A 14519-nucleotide genomic window follows, 5' to 3' on the forward strand; every position below is an offset into this window, starting at 1 on the left:
TACTGCCTTTGCGCTAATATGGACGATGGCGCCTTTTTAATCACAACCGAAAAATTATAATAACACCACTCTCGTGGACTAAAAATTCAAACTGGAGATGCAATGAACAACTTCACTTTCCACAACACAACACGTATTCACTTTGGCCAAGGTCAAATCCAAGCCATCGCAAACGACATCCCTAAAGATAAAAAAGTTCTTGTTCTTTATGGCGGTGGCTCAATCAAATCCAACGGGGTTTATGAGCAAGTTTCAACGGCATTAAGTGAGCACCAATGGGGCGAGTTTTCTGGTATTGAAGCGAACCCACAATACGACACCCTAATGAAAGCAGTACATCAAGTTCGTGAGCAAGGTTTTGATTACTTACTGGCAGTAGGTGGCGGCTCTGTTGTTGATGGCACTAAGTTTGTTGCGGCAGCGGCTCCATTCGAAGGTAATGATCCTTGGGATATTTTAGCAAAAGGTGCAGAAGTCAAATCTGCGATTCCAATTGCTTGTGTGTTAACACTTCCTGCAACAGGCTCTGAAAGTAACTCTGGATCTGTTGTTTCCCGTGGAAATGATAAGTTGTTTTTTGGTACGCCACTGGTTCAGCCTTTATTTGCGGTTCTTGATCCACAAGTCACACTGAGCTTATCAGAGCGACAAGCCGCAAACGGTGTGGTTGACGCCTTTGTTCATGTGATGGAGCAATACTTAACCTACCCTGTGAATGCAAAAGTGCAAGATCGTTTCGCAGAAGGTCTACTAATGACTCTGATTGAAGAAGGCCCGAAAGTCCTTGCCACCCCAGATGATCTTGAAGTTCGCTCCAATATCATGTGGTCTGCCACGCAGGCGCTAAATGGTTTAATCGGTGTTGGCGTACCTCAAGATTGGGCAACACACATGATCGGACATGAGCTAACTGGCCATTTTGGTGTCGATCATGCCCGTAGTTTGAGTATTGTTCTTCCAGCGGTAATGAAGCAATGCCAACAAGACAAAGAAGCAAAACTACTGCAATACGCAGAGCGTGTATTTGGCATTACTGCTGGTAGCAACCAAGAGCGTATTGATGCTGCCATTGCCAAAACCGTTGAGTTTTTCAAGCAAATGAACGTTCCAACATCTCTATCTGATGTAGAGCTAGACAAAGCAGCCATCGATACAGTGCTAACCAGCTTAGAAGCACATGGCATGACAAAACTGGGCGAACACGGCACAGTAGACATCAAGAAAGCACGCATCATTTTAGAAACTGCTTTATAGAGCCAACAGCAAAACGCTAAGCTCATATCAGCCTAAAGCATCGCAAAATCAAAGGGGGCGAACCTAACCAGTTCGCCCCCTTTTGTATTTGTTTATCTTACTATTGCGTTTTGAATACACCGAATCAATACGCGGCTTGCGGCTTGTTACCTTGGATAGTGACTCGGTGCAACCTTCGAGGTGTATCGCCATAATCAATCACCGCATAATGCTGAGTTATCCGGTTGTCCCAAATGGCCAGTGAATTTGGTTTCCAGCGAAATCGTACTTGATATTCCGGCTTACGGGCATAATTGAATAACGTTGCCAGTAGTTCCCGACTTTCATTTTTACTCAAACCGACAAGGCTACGGGTAAATTGCTCGTTAATATATAAACTCACTTCGCCTGTTTCAGGGTGTTTCATTAAAACAGGGTGCTCTACGGGCGGATTTTGCTGTGAAACACTCACTACCTTTTTCTGCCAATCCTGTTTTATGTCGTTCGACTCAATGCCATCAAACGCAAACAGTGAATGCATAGCCGTTACACTTTTCAGTTTTTCCACTAAATCTGCTGGTAATGCGTTCAACACCGCACTCATGGAAACCCAAATAGTATCACCACCATAACATGGGGTGTGTTTAGCATGTAAAACTGAACATTTAGATGGTGCTTCTTGCCAACTCAAATCCGTATGCCAAAAGCTCTCTAATGGCGCATTACCTCGGGTTGTTTCAATCACACTCACCTGAGGAGCTTCGGCTACATTAGGAAAAAAGGGATGAACAGGCTCAAGTTCACCAAAACGCTGCGCTAACTGCAAATGCTCCGTTGGAGTCAACTCTTGATCCCGAAAGAAGATCACCTGATATTGTAGAAAAGCGCGATAAATCTCATCAAATTCAGCATCACTGCACTGTGCCAAATTGATATTATGAATCTCTGCGCCAATGTGTGTTGTTAACGGTTCAATCTTCATTGCTTCTGCCATACCTATACGTGACAAGGTCACAAAAGCCACGATGGGAAATCAAGTTTCAAGTACATCGTGGCTTATTGTCGCTCCTACACTTCTAATGCTTCTTCACTAGCGTCTTCTTCACAGCCAATAAAACCACCAGTTTGGTGATTCCACAGCTGGGCATAAATGCCGTCTTGCTCCAACAGTTCTTGGTGCGAACCTTGCTCAATAATGTTTCCTTCATCTAATACAATCAAGCGGTCCATGGCAGCAATGGTCGACAGGCGGTGTGCGATCGCAATAACCGTTTTGCCTTCCATTAACTGGGTCAAACTTTCTTGAATAGCCGCTTCAACTTCAGAATCCAATGCAGAAGTTGCTTCGTCCAAGACTAAAATTGGCGCATCTTTTAATAAAACCCGAGAAATCGCAATACGCTGGCGCTGACCACCAGACAGTTTCACACCACGCTCTCCCACTTGGGCATCGTAACCACTATTGCCAAAAGTATCCGTCAAGGTTTCAATAAACTCATGCGCATGTGACTGCTTGGTTGCCGCTAGCAATTGTTCTTCGCTGGCGTCAGGGTTACCATACGTAATGTTATCGCGAATTGAACGATGCAGTAATGACGTATCTTGCGTGACCATACCGATCTTACTGCGCAAAGAATCTTGAGTAACATCGGAGATGTTCTGGCCATCAATCTTGATCGCACCCGACTCCACATCATGAAAACGCATCAGCAAATTCACTAAGGTTGACTTACCAGCGCCGGAACGCCCTACTAAACCAATTTTTTCGCCTGGCTTAATATTCAGTTTCAGCTTTTCAATAACACCTTTATCTTCACCATAATGAAAACTGACGTTATCAAACTCAATCCCGCCTTTATCCACTTTAATGTCTGGCGCATTAGGTTTATCTTCAATCGCAATGGGTTTAGATAGCGTGCTCATCCCATCCACAACCGTACCGATGTTTTCAAACAGGCCACCAATCTCCCACATGATCCATTTAGACATACCATTAATTCGTAACGCTAAACTCACTGCAACTGCAATCACGCCCACCGTTACAATAGAGCCCATCCATAACCAAATAGAGATGGCAGCAATCAGGAATACCAGAAGATAGTTAATGATCTCTACACTGATGTTAAAGCCCGTTACTAAACGCATTTGGCGATGAACCGTATCTAAGAAGCCGTTCATACCTTCTTCTGCGTATTCTGTTTCACGGGTTGAGTGAGAGAACAACTTCACCGTCGTGATGTTCGAATAACTGTCAACGATTCGGCCTGTCATGGTTGAACGTGCATCCGCTTGCTCTGAAGCGATTTTTTTCAACTTAGGTACAAAGTAAAATTGAATACCCACATAAGCAAATAACCAAAGCAGCATTGGAGCCATTAAACGCGTGTCCGATTGGCCAATCATCACTACCATTGAGGCAAAGTAAACCGTGATGTAAACCAATACGTCCAACAATTTCATCACCGTTTCACGCACCGATAATGCCGTTTGCATCACTTTGGTGGCAATACGGCCAGCGAAATCATCTTGATAAAAAGACACACTCTGGCGCAATAAATAGCGGTGAGCCAGCCATCGAATCGACATTGGGTAGTTCCCCAATAATGTCTGATGCACTATTAACGAATGCAATAAAACCAATGCGGGCATCACCACCAGCACCAGAATCGCCATACCAAATAAGGTTGCTCCTTCTTCGGCAAGTAGTGTTTCAGGATCATGCGTTGACAACCAGTCAACTAATGTTCCCATAAAACCAAATAGGGACACCTCAATGATGGCGATCAAACCACTAAGTACAGCCATTGCTAACAGTGGTAATTCATAGCCTTTCGTATAGTAACGACAAAAAGCAAACAAAGTATTTGGTGGTTGTTCAGGCTCTTGCTTCGGGAAAGCCGATGTTATTTTTTCGAATTTTTTATACATAACTAATAGCTTATGGTTATATTAAAGAGGAAAGCCTGACACACTCGGTTACTGACTTTTGTTCGGTGTAGTTGAAAGAAAAGTAACGGTTATATGAAAGGAAAAATATCCATATCAGATTAACTTTTTTATCGATAAAAGAATATCTGAAAATGCCATATTACGAGAGTTTAAAAACAGCAGGCCAATAGCAGCCAAAAGAAAATGCTCGCATACCATCCAATTTACTTATGAGTATAGAGCGGAACTTATTGAGAGTTAAGAAAATATGAGGGATAAAAATAGTCATGCGCAACGCTACTCTCAGAAGCAGCGCTGCCCTTAAATACGTTAGTTTAGTAACTCATGGTCTTCTGGGAGTAAGCGCGAGATCCATAAAACCAATTTATGTTTCATATTCGGGCCATCCTCTTTTTCAAGCGCTAAAGGCGTAATTTGCTTATATTGGACCAATAAACGATACACGCACTCTACCTTATCTTTTGGGGATACACCGGCATGTAAGCCATCGTAACCTTGCTGTTTTGCAAACGACATCCCCAGCTCTAATGCTTTTTTTAATAGCTTCGCGTCATTGTTGTTTTTCTTCATCTCTCATCCTTTACTTTTAAAACACATATCAATGTACACAGACCATAGCTATGTGAAAAATCCATCATTTCAAGCTTATAACGTAACATAAAATAATGAGCCTAGCCTCTAATGCCTAAGTTTTATTTACTCAACGAACACTTAACCAAACTCTAAAAAAGATTTACACTTCAAATAACTACCGATAATTTGAGCAAATCATGGTTGAGCCGCTTCCTACAGATTATTACCGAACTAATTTTTTGATACTTATCGACCATGCGGTACACCACTATCATGACTTGCTCAACCAAGATGAACAGCGATGGATTCTTCGTTTCAAGCGATCCTCCCCTCATGCACAATGTTTACTGGTTCGATTACTTGCTCGTAAAGGACATTTCTTTCGCTCCGATAAACTAAACTACACCGAGATAAATAATATTCCTGATGCCGCTCAAGAGCTTGAAAGCAAAGATTTACTGCTGATAAACCCTGACATCAGTATTCTAGAGCTGACATCTGAGCTTTTAACCAAACCTGAAACTCTAGCCTATTTTCCTGTTCTATATGATCACCGAGGGTTGAAAAAAGCGGCTCTCATCGAGAAAGCAGTAGAGCTGAATGTCTCTGTACCTACATTAGAGTTTGATATCTATCAGGTGCCCTCTCACCCAATTCTAGACATTATTTTGGTTTTATTTTTTGGAAATACGCACCAGGATTTAAGTCAATTTGTTTTGTCCGAACTTGGGATGCATCGCTTTGAATCTTACCCACTACCTAGTGAGTTGCGCTTTTTTAATCAACGTGCACAAATTGATGCTTTGCTCGCTATGAAAAGCCTAACTGAGCAGTACTACCTATTGAAAGAAAACAGGCTACTTACTGGTACTAAGCTTATCGAGTTATCAAAAACGCTCCCCGATGAATCAGAGCATCACAACGTAGAACGTAAACGCCAGAAACTTATCAATCTTCTTGCTAGGGAGTTAGAACGAGAACAACAATACAATGCCGCCTTCGACTTATTTTCTCAATCCAGATTGCCCCCAAGCCGAGAAAGGCAAGTTCGAATATTAGAACGAGACGATCAAGATTCAGCCGCAGCAAAGAAAATAAATGAGATGCTTCAAGCACCATTCAACCAAGATGAATATGAAGTTGCACAGCGCTTAGAAGCGAAGTTACTGCGTAAAAAAGGCCAAAGAGTGCCACGAACCCAAAAGCCAAAACACAATGAACTGCACCTGCGGCTTGATTTGTCACAACAGAGGGTTGAATTGGCTGTAGCCGAGAACTTTAAGCAACAGGGCTGGCAAGTGTATTTCAGCGAAAACCAGCTTCTTTGTGCTTTATTTGGGTTGGCTTTTTGGGATGTTTTATTCACACCAGTACAAGGCGCGTTTATTAATGCTTATCAGATACAGCCAAAAGACATGTACTACTCTGAATTTACTCTACGTAGAGCCGATTCAATTGAAAACACGTTTCATTTGTTAAGTAAACATGGATTCCATCACTTACTGCATACCTACAAACAAAAAGAAGGCATTGCTAATAGCTGGGTACAATGGCAACACTGCTCTAAAACACTCATTGAACAAGCAATCAATACCATACCGCAGAAAACACTCATCGCATTATTCCGTTACTTACTCTCCGATCTACAAGCCAACCGAACAGGTATGCCAGATTTGATCTTATTTAAACACAACCAATACCAATGGTTAGAAGTAAAAGGCCCTGGAGATAAGCTACAAAACAATCAATTACGTTGGATTAAGCAGTTTAATCAACTTGATGTGCCTTTTTCAGTTGTATACGTAAACCACTAGGCAGCGCTTCTCAAATATTGAAATTATCGCTATTCACCCAAACACAATAAATACACACTTTGTTACACCCTAAGCCCCGATACTGCTTGGAATGTTCAGTCACCATTAAGTTTCTTTTTTATACACTGTTCATAACAAACCATCACGAGGCCAAACCATGAAGAAGCCAGTCATTCTTTTATTACCCATTATTGTGGCAGGTTGTGCGTATAACCAAAAACCCGTCGTTGACACCTACAATGTTGACCCAGTTCAGTACGATAAAGATTACGGAGAATGTTTAACCATTTCCGAAAACTATGATGTCTCTGAAGATGTGAAAGTTAATGCGACCAACGCAGCAATAGTAGGAACAGCAACAGGCGCACTTGCTGGTTGGGAATTAGATAATGCTGGTGGCGGAGCACTAATTGGCCTTGCTGTGGGCGCAGCCGCTGGTGCCGGAGCTGGTGCTGCTGTCGCCAAAGAAAAACAAGCTTATGTTCTTAGAGAGTGTCTAGTCCAACGCGGCTACAACGTACTAGACCATAAATCATCAAACACAAAAAATGTAACGATTCAAAATCCGTCTTAATTATTTTCTTTAAAGAGATAAAATTATAGGGCGTTAGAATCGACTCATAGGTTGGCTCGCCTACGGTACTAATGCCCTCTTTCACCATACTATCATCCAGCTTTGAATAGTGTGCTATTTGGGGTACTTGATCTTCAGTCCAGTATTAAAACTAAAAAAATCACAGAAAAAATCTGATGGACTTTCCGTTACTTACTGATTTTACTCTATAGTTATCAGGGTAATAACACCTCTTCTGTTGACGAATAGAGCACAAACTATGACAACTCTGCTAATTAAAAATGCCCGCCTACGAAATCAAGATGGCTTCCACCAAATTCTGATCAAAGATGGCCTATTCGCGGATATCAAACCTAATGATCATGATTTCAACTTTAAAGACACCGTTCTGGATGCCGAACAGGGTTTAGCCAATGCACCTTTCTGCGAGCCTCACATCCACCTAGATACCACTCAAACCGCAGGCGAACCAAGTTGGAACCAATCAGGTACATTATTTGAAGGTATTGAGCGTTGGTCTGAACGTAAAGCCATATTATCAATTGAAGACGTAAAAACTCGTGCTAAGCAGACGTTAAAGTGGCAAATCGCCAACGGTATCCAACACGTTCGTACTCATGTGGATGTCTCTGATCCTACTCTTACTGCATTAAAAGCCATGATTGAAGTACGCGAAGAGATGTCCGAGTGGGTTGATTTACAAATAGTGGCTTTCCCCCAAGAAGGCATTATGTCTTTCCCTAATGGTAAAGATCTACTAGAGGAAGCCTTAAAAATAGGTGCTGATGTTGTCGGTGCTATTCCACATTTCGAGTTCACTCGTGAATATGGTGTCGAATCTTTGCATTACGTCTTTGAGCTGGTAAGCAAATACGACTGTCTCGTTGATGTTCACTGTGATGAAATCGACGACGAGCAGTCACGCTTTTTAGAAACCCTTGCCGCTTTAGCGCATAAACATGACATCGGTGAACGTGTCACCGCAAGCCATACCACGGCGATGGGATCTTATAATGGCGCTTATGCGTCTCGCCTATTCCGCCTACTTAAAATGTCAAAAGTGAACTTTGTGGCGAACCCTCTGGTAAACATTCACCTTCAGGGGCGCTTTGATGATTACCCGAAACGCCGCGGTGTCACACGAGTAAAAGAGATGCTCGCTGCAAACATTAATGTATGCTTTGGCCACGATGATGTGTTCGACCCGTGGTACCCATTAGGTACAGCAAATATGCTACAAACGCTTCATATGGGGCTGCATGTATGCCAGTTAATGGGTTATGAGCAAATCAACCAAGGGCTGGATTTAATCAGTTATAACTCAGCAAAAGTCCTTAATATCCAAGACCGATACGGTATTGAAATAGGCAAACCAGCAAACCTGATTATTATTGCGGCTGAAAATGGCTTTGATGCTGTTCGTCGCCAAGCACCAGTACGATATTCCATTCGTGGTGGTAAAATAATCGCCCAAACACAACCTGCTACCACCAGCATTCATTTAAACAGTGAAGAAACCGTCACTTTCAAACGTTAAATAGAGTATTTAACACATTAAAACATAAAGCCATGACTATTCATCGTATAGAAAGTAGTCATGGCTTTTTATATTCTGCACCTGTTAATGCCAGTAAAATTACAGAATTAAACTCATTTTTACGTAGTCTACGTTCTGGTAGCTAAATACACTGCTCTTTTGACTCAAACCCGCTTTTTTATAAAATGGAATCGCCGATGTGGTGACATCACTCCACACGTATTGAATATCGTAATGCTGCAAATACTCAAGAACATGCCGGATCATCGCTTTGCCAAGGCCATGCCCTTGATAATCCGTTAACACCGCTAATTTTCTAATCTTGGCCACATTTCGACCATGGTATTTCAACATGAAAACGGAACAAACCGCCACAACTTCACCATCATGTAAAGCACCAAAGTGATGGCCAAATAAATCCAAATCGACAGGACTTGGCTGCTCATCATCCACAAGTCCCATGGTTTTACGTACTGATTTTGTTTGCTGAAAAGAAATATCTGTAATTCTCAATTGCATGAACTCATCCCTAGGCATTGACAAATGTACAACGTTCATAAAAACAAATATGATTCAGTTATTCACTCATATAATCTATTCTAGTTATAGAATAAGCAGTTAGCTGTGAACTAGAATCAAATCAATATTAATAAGAAGCAGTGGAAGCAATGACAAATCATTCAACTCAAAAGCTCTTACTTTTAACTATAGTCGTTTTCTTTTCTGGGTGTGCTGCCTACGCAGGCTTGAATTACGATCAGCTCTTTGGTGAAGAAAAACCAAAAGAACGTATTTACGATGAAAACTCCGGCATTGCCAAACATTATAATGAGCAAGTAAAACCCATTATCGATAACCGCTGTGTCGTCTGTCACGCCTGTTACGACGCCCCCTGCCAACTAAAAATGTCCTCTCCTGAAGGCATCGATCGCGGCGCTCATAAAAACTTGGTGTACGAGGGGACTCGCCTTCTTGCTGCTAATCCAACACGATTATTTGAAGACGCACAAACCACAGAAGAGTGGCGAGATATTGGCTTTAGTCCAATTCTAAACGAACGTGAGCAAAGCCAACTGGCCAACTTAGAGGCAGGAGTCATGGCACGAATGCTGACGTTAAAATTAAACAACCCACTGCCACAAGACAATCAGCTAGAAGGCTTCGATTTTTCCACAGACAGAGATCAGCAATGTCCGACCATTGAAGAGATGGCAAGCTATGAAGAAAATTACCCAACATGGGGGATGCCTTATGGAATGCCAGCATTAAGTGCAGAAGAGCATGACACCCTAATCCAATGGCTGGCGGAAGGCGCAAACATGAGTGAACCTACGCCGTTAACAACGAAGCAAATCGAAGATATTCGTCAGTGGGAAACGTTCTTAAATGGTGATAGCCTCAAGCAGCAGCTAACTAGCCGCTACATTTACGAGCACCTATTTCTCTCGCACCTCTATTTTTCAAATCATGCTGGAAATCCCACGTTTTTTAAACTTATTCGCTCAGCAACACCGCCAGAGAAGCCAATAACACCGATTGCTTCAAGACGTCCTTATGACGATCCAAAAGTGGATCGAGTCTATTACCGTTTTTCTCCGGTACGTGGCACCATTGTCGATAAAACCCACATGCCTTATGCCCTCAATGGCGATAAATTAAAGCGTCTGAACGATCTTTTCATCAACCGTAGCTACGAGGTTTCTGAATTACCGAGCTACAATGCCGACGTCGCGGCAAACCCTCTTACCGCTTTCATGCAACTGCCTGTGGATGCTCGGTTTAAGTTCATGTTGGATAACGCGCAAAACACCATTATGGGCTTCATCAAAGGACCGGTATGTCGTGGGCAACTAGCACTGAATGTGATTAATGATCGTTTTTGGGTGTTATTTTTAGACCCAGATATGGCCAATATTCCTGAAGTAAATGAATTCTACGCTTCACAAATCGACAATTTAAAGCTCCCTGGAGAACTTGAAAGTAATACTCTCCCTCTGCATCAATGGGTGAAATATTCCAAACAGCAAGGCCGTTACTTAAAAGCAAAATCAGAGTTTATGAACAGCTGGTTCAAAGATGGTCAGCACATTTCAACCGATGTGTTATGGGATGGTAACGGGCATAACGACAACGCTGCCCTAACTGTTTTCCGCCACTTCGACAGCGCTTCTGTTGTAAAAGGTCTTGTGGGTGAACCACCAAAAACCGCATGGATTCTGGATTACTCACTGTTCGAGCGAATTCATTACCTATTAGTGGCCGGATTTGATGTGTATGGTAACTTTGGCCATCAGCTGATCACCCGCATGTTTATGGATTTTCTGCGAATGGAAGGTGAATCGAACTTTTTAGCGCTATTACCGCCGGAAACACGTAAAAAAGAACTCGCTAAGTGGTATCAAAACTCAACACCTCAGCTTAGTCAGTTCTTACAAGGTGATATTCAGCCATTCGAGCAACCGACTCAGGTCAAATACGTTACGGAAAATCACAAAGAAGAGCTGTATAGCAAAATCAAAGATCATTTATCACTGGTGCTCTCAGACAGGTATGAAATTACACATACCCCACTAGCAACACAAAGTGAGAAAGATCTGCAAACCATAGATAAATTATCTCATGATGGCATTTACTTACTGCCTCAGTTGACCATGGTCATGATCGACAGCAAAGATAAATCCAGTAGCCAGCTGTTTACCCTTATTCATAATAATAAGCACAGTAATATTTCCAGCTTATTCAATGAAGACAGTAACCGTCTACCAAAAGAAGACACTCTAACTTTAGTCAAAGGAATCGTCGGCAGCTACCCTGCGGCTTACTGGTCCCTCAATGAAACAGAGATCCCAGAGCTGCTGACTCACCTACGTTCGCTTCGTACAGAAGAAGATTACGTAAAACTACTTGATCGATTTGCAGTCAGACGAAGCTCTGATAAATTTTGGCCATTAAGCGATAAAGTGCATCAGTGGTATCAGCAAGATCAGCCCATAGAAGCGGGATTGTTGGATTACAATCGCTTCCAAAACCGATAGTGCGTAATTTATTACAAAATTACCTATAATAAAAAATCGCCAACCTCAAATGAGCTTGGCGATTTTTTATGCTGTTATAGAAACAGAACATTTATTTGATTGGTTGCTTTTCTAAACAGCTCCGACACAAACAACTTGATGCACTTTTTAGATCAGCGCTGATTTCCCGCTCTTCTAATTCAAAGCACCAACAGGTTAACTTTCCAGCCGAAATATCACACTGACTTGGTTTTCCACACCCCTCACATTGATGAGTTTGTGTCTCTCCTTTCAGCGCATCCATGATATCTCGGCGTTGGTCTTCACCCATGTTTTTCCACTGAATAATTTCAGGTATGGTTCTTTTACAACCAGAACAAATACCACCAGAGTTTTTACACGCCGCAATACACGGAGTTTGCATACACCAACCTCGACTACACAATGAGATGACCGCTAGAGTGCACTTATTATCTTAATTCTAGGCTTAAGTCAAAAACATAACTCAATGCTTAATGGCCGATTGCACATCATAAACTGAGACAGTGCCACTCACTTCATTCGCAACAAGCAGCATCGCATTTTTTGTTGGGCTATAAGCTGCTGGAATAAACTTAATGCCTTCCGGAGCCAGATCCCCCGCTTGCTGATAGCGGCCAGACAATGTCACAGGTGACGTACTATCATCAATTTTATACTCAGCACCCGTCGCACGGTTCAATATATAATCTATATACTTAGCCTCACTTGGCTTAGTGATATCGTAAATAAAAATACCACCCATGCGTTCCAGACCAATAAACGCATAAGTACGATCATTTACCTGCCCAATTGCCAACGCTTCTGGCTCAACACCTTTATCATCAGAACGGCTATCGCCTTTGTTTTTACTTTCATCGCTATTGAACATCGAGCCTAAACGATCAGCAGTAATACGCTCAAAATCAGAACCACTGTCGAATACTTGCTCCCCTTGGCTGTTCCAAATTGAGAATGAACGACCGCCGTAAGCAAACAGTTTTTCAAACACACCATCATTATTTTCATCACCCAATGCGGTCGTCACTTTTAAACGGCCAAGCTCTGCTTTTGACAAATTCTTCGCCTGTGGATGATGTTCTGATAATGCTAATTTACCCGCACGAGTTTCTTCACTGTACCCTAGACAACCATCTTCTTCATCAAACTCAAGACCACCAGCGTTAATACAAGCGACTTCATTCGGAGCGCTAAACCAGTAATCACGCGCATCCCCCTCATTGGCCGTCACAATATACTGCTCACCATCCACCGAGTAACTGGTGATCGTGTCAGGTTGATACAAGCTAAAAACACCTCGGCGGGGCTTAATATTAATGGCTTGATCTTTGTCGCTCACATCAAGCGCATTTTTTTCATCGCCTAAGTCTTTATAACCAAGGCCATGGATTTGCGTAATGGTTAAAGAGCTAAGATCAACTTCTGCTAATGCGTTGTTCTCTTGCAACGATACCCACGCTTTTTTACTATCTTGTGACACGGTAATGTATTCAGGCTCAATATCTTGTGCAAGAGAACTGTTTTTAGGGCTAGCGAATTTAAAGCCATCCGCAATCAAAGCCGCTTTCTGCTCTTCAAACTTTTCAAACCCAAGCATGGTGGCAATACCCTCAGGTTTACCCTGTTTTATCGCTATCACGCTTATCGAACCATTAGGATCACGCTTATAATCACTGCTCGGTTCACCTTCATTGGCAACAATCGCTTTGCTGCCATCCGGTGTGAACGTCACCATATCTGGCAGTGAGCCCACTTCTACCGCGGTAATAAGCTCTGGAGATGCAGAGTCAAGCCTATAGAAAAGCACAACGCCTTTAGCTTGTTTATCTTCATTGGCAACGGCAATAGCCAGTAAGTCGTTGTAAATAGACAGTGAGTTCGCACCACCAAGCGGTACTATTTGTTTGGATGCTAGAGTCACTGATTGAGGAAGTTGCAAATATTGAGCACTTAACGTGCTTGCGGTTAATGGATTCTTTACTGCGGTGGTGTTTACGGCACTCAAGTCAATAATATCAACTCTATTTTTTGCGCCATTTACAACATACGCTTTCTGAGTTTTTTGGTGGTAATCAATGATCTCTGCGGCCCCTTCACCGTAAATCCCACTTTGATAACGCCCCACCATTGTCATCGATAAATCAGCAAATACTGGAAAACTAACTAAAGAAACTAAACCAAGTGCCGCAACGACCGATTGTTTACGCATTTTCATCATCCATTAATAAAAAGAGCTCAGAGCCTAGCGCAAAACAATGACACGTATATGTAAGAAATTAGACATATACATTACAGCACATTGTTTATTTTAAGTGGTAAGAAAATACCTTAATTAACTTGCTAGAAATGAACTCGCATACCAACGACCCCTTCCCAGTCAACTTCGGCTTCATCAACCATATACCAAGCAGGGCCACCCTGTGCATAAAACGTTAAGTTATTACCTTGAACCGGATAATACACACCAAGCCCAGCTCTTGGGCCAAACGTATTCTCTTTATCGTCTTGCCACTTTACACCCATGTAAGAATAAAATGGCCATAATTCAGGCCTTGCAAGCGCATCACCAAAATTAAAGGTGGCATCAACAGCAAGACTTAGATCCGCCAGCCCAACGTGCACTTGAAACTGCTGAGTCGCTAGGCTGACACCTGAATCAGGTTCACCTAAGAACACCCCCATACTAAAACCGGAGTAACCAAAAAATTCCTGTGCATTTACAGCATTAATAGAGCTAGCAAGCACTAAGGCAGTAATAAAACGTTTCATACTTCTCTCATGTAATC

General features: G+C 42.3%; 12 protein-coding genes. 5 read left to right on the forward strand and 7 right to left on the reverse strand.

Translation table 11 applies throughout. From position 1 onward, the window contains the following. Nucleotides 1–102 precede the first annotated feature (102 nt). A complete protein-coding gene (locus MHO82_RS06455) occupies nucleotides 103–1254 on the forward strand; it encodes an iron-containing alcohol dehydrogenase (protein WP_239183050.1) in 1152 nt (383 codons plus the stop codon). A gap of 124 nt (nucleotides 1255–1378) precedes the next feature. On the opposite strand, the gene MHO82_RS06460 is transcribed toward MHO82_RS06455, so the two are convergent. From MHO82_RS06460 to MHO82_RS06470, 3 genes are all read right to left on the reverse strand, one after another. Continuing rightward, on the reverse strand, nucleotides 1379–2215 hold the full coding sequence (locus MHO82_RS06460) for a TauD/TfdA family dioxygenase (protein WP_239183051.1): 837 nt from the start codon (nucleotides 2213–2215) through the stop codon (nucleotides 1379–1381). A gap of 86 nt (nucleotides 2216–2301) precedes the next feature. Then, nucleotides 2302–4161, reverse strand: a complete 1860-nt coding sequence (locus MHO82_RS06465) for an ABC transporter ATP-binding protein (protein ID WP_239183052.1) — start codon at nucleotides 4159–4161, stop codon at nucleotides 2302–2304. Nucleotides 4162–4491: 330 nt separating this feature from the next. Continuing rightward, complete coding sequence (locus tag MHO82_RS06470) at nucleotides 4492–4752, reverse strand: DUF5062 family protein (RefSeq protein ID WP_239183053.1); 261 nt, start codon at nucleotides 4750–4752, stop codon at nucleotides 4492–4494. Nucleotides 4753–4952: 200 nt separating this feature from the next. Here MHO82_RS06470 and MHO82_RS06475 point away from each other — a divergent pair, with 200 nt between their 5' ends. The 3 genes from MHO82_RS06475 (at nucleotide 4953) to MHO82_RS06485 (ending at nucleotide 8680) form a co-directional block, all read left to right on the forward strand. Further along, nucleotides 4953–6569 (forward strand): VRR-NUC domain-containing protein, encoded by a 1617-nt coding sequence (locus MHO82_RS06475; RefSeq protein ID WP_239183054.1) that lies wholly within the window; start codon nucleotides 4953–4955, stop codon nucleotides 6567–6569. Between the two features lie 157 nt (nucleotides 6570–6726). Then, the gene (locus MHO82_RS06480; RefSeq protein ID WP_239183055.1) at nucleotides 6727–7143 is read left to right on the forward strand and encodes a glycine zipper family protein; all 417 of its coding nucleotides are present in this window, start codon (nucleotides 6727–6729) and stop codon (nucleotides 7141–7143) included. Nucleotides 7144–7402: 259 nt separating this feature from the next. Beyond that, nucleotides 7403–8680, forward strand: a complete 1278-nt coding sequence (locus MHO82_RS06485) for a cytosine deaminase (RefSeq protein WP_239183056.1) — start codon at nucleotides 7403–7405, stop codon at nucleotides 8678–8680. A gap of 99 nt (nucleotides 8681–8779) precedes the next feature. Here MHO82_RS06485 and MHO82_RS06490 read toward each other — a convergent pair whose 3' ends face one another. Continuing rightward, nucleotides 8780–9199 (reverse strand): GNAT family N-acetyltransferase, encoded by a 420-nt coding sequence (locus MHO82_RS06490; protein ID WP_239183057.1) that lies wholly within the window; start codon nucleotides 9197–9199, stop codon nucleotides 8780–8782. A 149-nt stretch (nucleotides 9200–9348) separates the two neighbouring features. On the opposite strand from MHO82_RS06490, the gene MHO82_RS06495 reads away from it, so the two are divergent. Continuing rightward, nucleotides 9349–11715, forward strand: a complete 2367-nt coding sequence (locus MHO82_RS06495; protein ID WP_239183058.1) for a fatty acid cis/trans isomerase — start codon at nucleotides 9349–9351, stop codon at nucleotides 11713–11715. Nucleotides 11716–11806: 91 nt separating this feature from the next. On the opposite strand, the gene MHO82_RS06500 is transcribed toward MHO82_RS06495, so the two are convergent. The 3 genes from MHO82_RS06500 to MHO82_RS06510 form a co-directional block, all read right to left on the reverse strand. After that, a complete protein-coding gene (locus MHO82_RS06500; protein WP_239183059.1) occupies nucleotides 11807–12118 on the reverse strand; it encodes a cysteine-rich CWC family protein in 312 nt (103 codons plus the stop codon). An 81-nt stretch (nucleotides 12119–12199) separates the two neighbouring features. Beyond that, nucleotides 12200–13942: a choice-of-anchor I family protein gene (locus MHO82_RS06505; protein WP_239183060.1), complete on the reverse strand. Its 1743-nt coding sequence runs from the start codon at nucleotides 13940–13942 to the stop codon at nucleotides 12200–12202. Between the two features lie 131 nt (nucleotides 13943–14073). After that, the gene (locus tag MHO82_RS06510; protein ID WP_239183061.1) at nucleotides 14074–14502 is read right to left on the reverse strand and encodes a hypothetical protein; all 429 of its coding nucleotides are present in this window, start codon (nucleotides 14500–14502) and stop codon (nucleotides 14074–14076) included. Between the last annotated feature and the right edge of the window lie 17 nt (nucleotides 14503–14519).

Origin of the sequence: Vibrio sp. Of7-15 (genome assembly GCF_022347565.1) — a bacterium.
Lineage (GTDB): Bacteria > Pseudomonadota > Gammaproteobacteria > Enterobacterales > Vibrionaceae > NORP241.

Excerpts from the sequence above, each read along its gene's own strand:
- MHO82_RS06505 (WP_239183060.1), bottom strand. The coding sequence starts at position 13,942 with ATGCGTAAACAATCGGTCGTTGCGGCACTTGGTTTAGTTTCTTTAGTT.
- MHO82_RS06480 (WP_239183055.1), top strand. The coding sequence starts at position 6,727 with ATGAAGAAGCCAGTCATTCTTTTATTACCCATTATTGTGGCAGGTTGT.
- MHO82_RS06490 (WP_239183057.1), bottom strand. The coding sequence starts at position 9,199 with ATGCAATTGAGAATTACAGATATTTCTTTTCAGCAAACAAAATCAGTA.
- MHO82_RS06465 (WP_239183052.1), bottom strand. The coding sequence starts at position 4,161 with ATGTATAAAAAATTCGAAAAAATAACATCGGCTTTCCCGAAGCAAGAG.
- MHO82_RS06485 (WP_239183056.1), top strand. The coding sequence starts at position 7,403 with ATGACAACTCTGCTAATTAAAAATGCCCGCCTACGAAATCAAGATGGC.
- MHO82_RS06500 (WP_239183059.1), bottom strand. The coding sequence starts at position 12,118 with ATGCAAACTCCGTGTATTGCGGCGTGTAAAAACTCTGGTGGTATTTGT.
- MHO82_RS06460 (WP_239183051.1), bottom strand. The coding sequence starts at position 2,215 with ATGAAGATTGAACCGTTAACAACACACATTGGCGCAGAGATTCATAAT.
- MHO82_RS06455 (WP_239183050.1), top strand. The coding sequence starts at position 103 with ATGAACAACTTCACTTTCCACAACACAACACGTATTCACTTTGGCCAA.
- MHO82_RS06475 (WP_239183054.1), top strand. The coding sequence starts at position 4,953 with ATGGTTGAGCCGCTTCCTACAGATTATTACCGAACTAATTTTTTGATA.
- MHO82_RS06470 (WP_239183053.1), bottom strand. The coding sequence starts at position 4,752 with ATGAAGAAAAACAACAATGACGCGAAGCTATTAAAAAAAGCATTAGAG.
- MHO82_RS06495 (WP_239183058.1), top strand. The coding sequence starts at position 9,349 with ATGACAAATCATTCAACTCAAAAGCTCTTACTTTTAACTATAGTCGTT.
- MHO82_RS06510 (WP_239183061.1), bottom strand. The coding sequence starts at position 14,502 with ATGAAACGTTTTATTACTGCCTTAGTGCTTGCTAGCTCTATTAATGCT.